Source organism: Aeromonas cavernicola, from assembly GCF_002795305.1.
GTDB lineage: Bacteria > Pseudomonadota > Gammaproteobacteria > Enterobacterales > Aeromonadaceae > Aeromonas > Aeromonas cavernicola.
Map to the genome: position 1 here is coordinate 1 of NZ_PGGC01000074.1, position 5,831 is coordinate 5,831.

5 protein-coding genes, 1 tRNA gene and 1 rRNA gene are annotated in these 5,831 nt (G+C 51.6%); 3 read left to right on the top strand and 4 right to left on the bottom strand.

The annotated features are described in order from the left end of the window. The coding region (locus CUC53_RS08315) for an efflux RND transporter periplasmic adaptor subunit (RefSeq protein WP_420808052.1) at positions 1-522 on the bottom strand (522 nt) is incomplete at its 3' end. A 90-nt stretch (positions 523-612) separates the two neighbouring features. Between CUC53_RS08315 and CUC53_RS08320 the strand changes: the two genes are divergently transcribed. Together CUC53_RS08320 and mdtD are read left to right on the top strand one after the other, a co-directional pair. After that, complete coding sequence (locus tag CUC53_RS08320) at positions 613-1,221, top strand: TetR/AcrR family transcriptional regulator (RefSeq protein WP_100293725.1); 609 nt, start codon at positions 613-615, stop codon at positions 1,219-1,221. Between the two features lie 11 nt (positions 1,222-1,232). Beyond that, positions 1,233-2,624 (top strand): multidrug transporter subunit MdtD, encoded by a 1,392-nt coding sequence (gene mdtD / locus CUC53_RS08325; protein ID WP_100293726.1) that lies wholly within the window; start codon positions 1,233-1,235, stop codon positions 2,622-2,624. A gap of 134 nt (positions 2,625-2,758) precedes the next feature. Here the strand turns inward: mdtD and CUC53_RS08330 are convergent, their stop codons facing one another. Next, the gene (locus tag CUC53_RS08330) at positions 2,759-4,429 is read right to left on the bottom strand and encodes a sensor domain-containing diguanylate cyclase (RefSeq protein WP_236757893.1); all 1,671 of its coding nucleotides are present in this window, start codon (positions 4,427-4,429) and stop codon (positions 2,759-2,761) included. Between the two features lie 143 nt (positions 4,430-4,572). Here CUC53_RS08330 and CUC53_RS08335 point away from each other — a divergent pair, with 143 nt between their 5' ends. After that, positions 4,573-5,463, top strand: coding sequence for a DMT family transporter (locus tag CUC53_RS08335; RefSeq protein ID WP_100293728.1), 891 nt, complete (start codon positions 4,573-4,575; stop codon positions 5,461-5,463). A gap of 120 nt (positions 5,464-5,583) precedes the next feature. Here CUC53_RS08335 and CUC53_RS08340 read toward each other — a convergent pair. Beyond that, positions 5,584-5,660, bottom strand: a tRNA-Asp gene (locus CUC53_RS08340). A 29-nt stretch (positions 5,661-5,689) separates the two neighbouring features. Next, a 5S ribosomal RNA gene (gene rrf, locus CUC53_RS08345) occupies positions 5,690-5,804 on the bottom strand. Positions 5,805-5,831 lie beyond the last annotated feature (27 nt).

A 5,831-nucleotide genomic window follows, 5' to 3' on the forward strand; every position in this document is an offset into this window, starting at 1 on the left:
AACCCCTGCAAAGGGCGCACGTAATTGGGATTTCTCCTGCTTGACTCGGTTCGCTTCGAGGGCAGCAGCAAGTTGGTTCGCGCTCGCTGCTAGCATCTGGGTTTTGCTCTGCTGTTCGTCCAGCGTTTGCCGGGAACTGAACTGCTGCTGGCGCAGGGCGGTGAGCCGTTCGAGTGTTTGCCGTGCCAAGGTGAGCTCGGCTTGGTTCTGGGCCACCCGAGCGGCCAGCTCTTTGGCCTCAACGATGAGCAGGCGGGTATCCAAGGTGGCCAGCAATTCGCCTGCGGCCACCGATTCACCTCGGCCTTTGTGCAGGGTGGCGATCCGCCCTGCTAGTTCGAATCCGATTTGACTGTGTTCAGGGGCAATCACCCGACCATTGAAGCGATAGAGGACCGGATAGTGATCACTGGCTTGCAGTGGCTGGGCCATAACTTGAGTCAGGGGAGCGGTGTCTGTCGGCACGGTAGCGGGGCTGCATCCACTCAACAGCAGGGCAAGCAGGATTAAGTAAAGTGCCATGACATCGTCCTCTGGTTGGCATAACATCAAATCATACCGCCCAGTCTAGTTTTCAAAAACTAGACTGTCCAGTTTGATTTAGGAGGAAGAATGAACAGGTCACCTCGTAGCCAACAAAAACGGGCGGCGATTCTCGATGCTGCCGGGCGACTCTTCTGTCAACATGGTTTGCATCTGGTCAGCATGGACATGGTGGCAAGCGAGGCAGGGGTCTCTAAGCAGACCGTCTACAGCCATTTTGCTAACAAAGAAGCATTATTTGTCGAAGCGGTGGGCAGCAAGTGTGTCAGCAATGAGTTGATGCCAGAGGTATTATTGCGTGGTCACAATGTGCGAGATAGCCTGATTGCCTTTGGCCACAGCTTTCGCAAGTTGATCCTGAGCGATGATGCCGTCAATATCTTCCGCACCTGCATCAGTTGTAACGATCCCCAGCTGGCCACCCTGTTTTTCGAAGCGGGCCCGCTCTATGTGACAGGGATGCTGTCAACCTGGCTGGAGCAGCAAAAACAGCAAGGATTGTTGTGTCACCCAGACAGCGAGCAGGCCGCTTTGCAGCTCTTACTGATGTGGCAAGGCAAGGAGCGGATGCAGCGTGAGCTGGGCCTGCCGTTTTCTCACAACGATGCCGAGCAAGCGGCTTGGAACCTGAGCTGTGTCGATCTCTTTTTGGCCGCAGCTACCCCCCCAAAAATCTAATGGAGATGGCAATGAGTCACACCGTGACAGATGCCCAGCGCACATGGCTACCTTGGCTGGCAGCAGTCGGTTTTTTTATGCAGTCACTGGATGGCACCATCCTCAATACCGCACTGCCCAGTATGGCCAAAGCGTTGGGAGAGAGCCCACTGCAAATGCAGTCGGTGATCATCGCCTACATGTTGACGGTTGCCTTGCTTATCCCTGCGTCTGGTTGGTTGGCTGATCGCTTTGGTACGCGGCCCGTCTATTTGGTTGCCATCTCACTGTTTACCTTAGGGTCGTTAGCCTGTGCAGCGGCCAACACCCTACCTATGCTGGTAGCAGCACGGGTGTTACAGGGGGTGGGAGGCGCCTTGCTGATGCCGATTGGCCGGCTAGCGGTGCTGCGGGTCTATGACAAACGTGAGCTGTTACGGGTGATGTCATTCGTCACCATTCCTGGTCTGCTTGGCCCCTTGCTCGGGCCTGCGCTAGGAGGCTGGTTGGTGGAAGTGGCAAGCTGGCATTGGGTGTTTCTGATCAATCTACCAGTGGGGTTGCTCGGCTTTATCGCTAGCTGGCACTTTATGCCAGACCTGCGACAAGCCACCGCTCGCTTCGATTGGCAGGGATTTGTGCTGTTTAGCCTCGGTATGGTGCTGGTGTCAGTGGGGCTACAGGGGCTGGGGGAGCACAGTCTTTCGACCGGTTGGGCGCTATTCGCCTTGATCGTTGGGCTGGCAGCAATGGCGAGTTACTGGCTCTATGCCGCCCACGCCGAGCAGCCCCTGTTTAGCTTGGCATTATTCAAAACCACCAGTTTTGCTATCGGGGTCTGGGGTAATCTGTTCGCCCGCCTCGGTAGTGGGGCCATGCCCTTTCTTACTCCGCTGTTTTTACAACTAGGGCTGGGGTTTTCGCCCAGTAAGGCGGGGATGGCGATGATCCCCACTGTGCTGGGCGCGATGCTGACCAAAACCTTGGTCAATAAGCTCATCCCACGTATCGGTTATCGCCGTATTCTGATCGGCAACACCTTGGCACTGGGCGCCGTGATCGCTAGCTTCTACATGATCGACAACCAGCTGTCTTATCCGTTGTTATTGGGTTGGCTGGCGCTTTTTGGTGCCATTAACTCGTTGCAATTTTCTGCCATGAACACCCTGACCCTGCAGGATCTCAGTCCAGAACATGCGAGCAGTGGCAACGGTCTGCTCTCGGTGGTGATGCAACTTGCCATGAGCTTAGGGGTAGCGATTGCCGCTAGCCTGCTAGGGCTGTTCTCGGCAGGAACGGTAGCCAACCAAAGCCAGTGGCTGACGGGCTTTCACCTCACCTACCTCTGTGTTGGCTTGCTGTCGATGCTCGCCGCACTCATATTCGCGCAGCTGCCAAAAGATAGGGCACCCAGCGCGAATTAACCTAGACCCAGAGAGACAGCAATCGCTAACTCGGCACCACGGAGGTGCCGAATCTGTTTTTGGCAACGGATGAAAGTCAGGATTGATCGAGTTGGCAGTGAGTCGTCCCCATCGTTAAGGGAATAACGTTGAGGCTAATCCTGCAACGTGCCCGAGTGTGAAGGGAAGATAATGCGGTTTTTCCCCTCACGCTTCGCTTGATATACCGCACTGTCTGCCTGCTCTACCAACACTCGAGCATTCAGATGTTCAGAACCTAATGCCACCCCCCCACTGACGGTGATCCTAAGATTGGGCTCGCGCCACTCTAACTGCTCAACACCATGGCGAAACGCTTCTAACAAAGAAGTGAGCATATCGGTGCTTTGTGCGTCATGGTGGAAGATCAGCACTAACTCCTCCCCGCCATAGCGACAAAACCAGCCCCACTCGTGAAATAAGGTAAGACCGAGTTTACTGACTCGCTTCAATACGATATCTCCGCTCTGATGGCCGTAGTTGTCATTAATTTGTTTAAAATCATCCAGATCAAACATGGCGAGGCCAATCGGATTCCCAGCGCTGATCTGTTGTTGCAAGCATTCATCAAAAAAGCGCCGATTATACAAGCCAGTTAATTTATCTTGGTTGGCTTGCTGACGTATCTGGGCAAAATCGTGGCTGGCGGCTGCGATTTCATCATATAGATTGGATAGCTCTAACATTCGACGATTTGGATGTGAGAGTTCACCCGCTCGACTCGCACGGATTAGCCCAATTATCTCCGCCAACATGCGCTGGAAATAGCGTGACCAGATAACGGCTAGTAGCAAATAGAGCAAACACGCAACACCGATCATCAATTCAACATTGAGTGAAACTCGCTCGATAATTTGCTGCAAACTCGCCGTAGGGATCACACTCAGCAATATCCAGCGCTGCTCAGATACTTGATGATAAGCGACCATCATGTTGCTCTTTTCATCAATGAAGAATCCTTGTGGTCCCTGCATTCTTGCTAGCCAGCTAGGGTGAGTAAGTGGCTGAAACAATCGCTGACGGTCGGGGTGAGCTAGCACTAATCCATCTTGAGTGATCAGCATCTGATAATCTTGGCGACCATGCTCTGCTTGTTGATGGGTATGATTCAACCAATTGGCAAGAGGGGTAAGCTGAGTATCTATGGAGAGCACCCCGACCCTCTTACCTGCGGGGTCTTCAATGACCCTTGCTAAGGAGATAGCTAATGTATGTAGGGCGTAATCGTAGTAAGGGTTAGTCCAAACCACTAAACCTGGATGGCTAGCCGCCAGCAGATACCAAGGCCGAGTTCTAGGATCAAATTTATCGTTCGCTTGCCAAGCAGGATAGATCAGGATTTGGCGTTGTTCGGTCGCAGCGTAGATGTAATCAAACTCCATCACCTTATGATAGGCTTGCCACTCCTGCAGATACCGACTGCTATTTGCGATGCTTTTTTCGCTAAAGTCACGATAGTCAATTTGCTGATAAATCACTCTAAATTGCCGTTCGAGACTTTCTATGTAGGGCTCGACAAGAGTATGGAAAAACTGGGTATTACGAGATATCAGATTGTTTTCTTGCTCTTGCCGTAAAGTTTGCTCCATATGTAAGTAATAAACGGCACCGAGCAGTAATACAGGGAGAAAAAGCAAGAGTAAGCCCTGCCTCATTCTGGCGATCAAAGACCACGTATTCTTGGGCTTGCCGGAATACATCATGCTGTCCTTTTCGTCTCTGGTCATTCCAGCATATACGATGGCATCTTGCCCGTCTAAAGGCGCAAGGCGAGAATAATCTTCCATGCATGCTACCCAAAAACGTTTTTATCCCACTGCGGTAGGTGCTGATAGGCATGCGCCTTATCAAATACTGTTAAGGCAATGCAACGGGGTAAAAAAACTTATTAGTACACCGGTCCCTCGGAATGGGGATAAGGAAAAACACTATGCGCTCTAACATCATGTTACTCCTCGCGGCAGCTATTTGGGGAATGGGGTTCGTTGCCCAGCGTCTCGGAATGGAACACATGGGGCCATATACATTTAATGGTTTGCGTTTCTTGCTTGGCGCGTTATCACTATTGCCCTTGCTGATATGGCTTAAAGCTCGGCAACCCATCGCTAACAACGGCACAATAAAAGAATTAATAGCTGGAGGGGTCATTTCTGGCTGCATACTATTCTGCGCAGCCTCGTTACAGCAGGTGGGATTGCTCTATACAACCGCAGCCAAAGCAGGCTTTATAACTGGGCTCTACATCATTCTTGTTCCTGTACTAGGACTCCTCTTACACCACAAAACCGGCATAAATACTTGGGTAGGTGCTTTTATCGCAGTAGCAGGCCTTTATATGCTAAGTGTCACAGATGATTTCAACATAGGCTATGGGGATTTATTGCAGGTACTCGGGGCCTTATTTTGGGCAATTCACCTGCTATTGCTTGATTACTACTCCAACCGAGTAGCACCCATTCGCTTAGCAGGAGTCCAATTTATTGTATGTGGGGTACTTAGCATAACAATAGCGTTTATCATCGAAATGCCGAGCTGGGGCAAAGCCATTTTAGGTTGGCAGGCATTACTCTATGCTGGGTTAGTCTCTGTTGGCATTGGCTATACACTGCAAGTGTTAGGACAAAGAGGCGCTCATCCAGCACATGCCGCGATTATCCTTAGTCTTGAAACTGTGTTCGCCGCTATAGGCGGGATTCTATTTCTTGGTGAAACACTTGATAATCGAGCCATCTTTGGTTGCAGTCTGATGCTTGCGGGAATGCTGATATCACAAGTGCGTATACGCTGGTGGTGGAAATCTCGTGGCAACCATGGAAAATGAGCACAACCGTTATCTGCCAGATGGCGCTCACCAGCCATCTATCCACACACCGTTCGGTAAAATAACAAAAGCCCAACTGAATAAATCAGTTGGGCTTTGTAATTTTCACTATCTTATAACTGGCGGAGCGGACGGGACTCGAACCCGCGACCCCCGGCGTGACAGGCCGGTATTCTAACCGACTGAACTACCGCTCCGCATTCGGCTAGCTTATTGCTAATTAGGTGCCTGGCAGTGTCCTACTCTCGCATGGCGAATGCCACACTACCATCGGCGCTACCGCGTTTCACTTCTGCGTGCGGCATGGGGTCAGGCGGTTCCACCGCGCTATTGCCGCCAGGCAAAAATCTTCATCCAGAAAGCTGCCG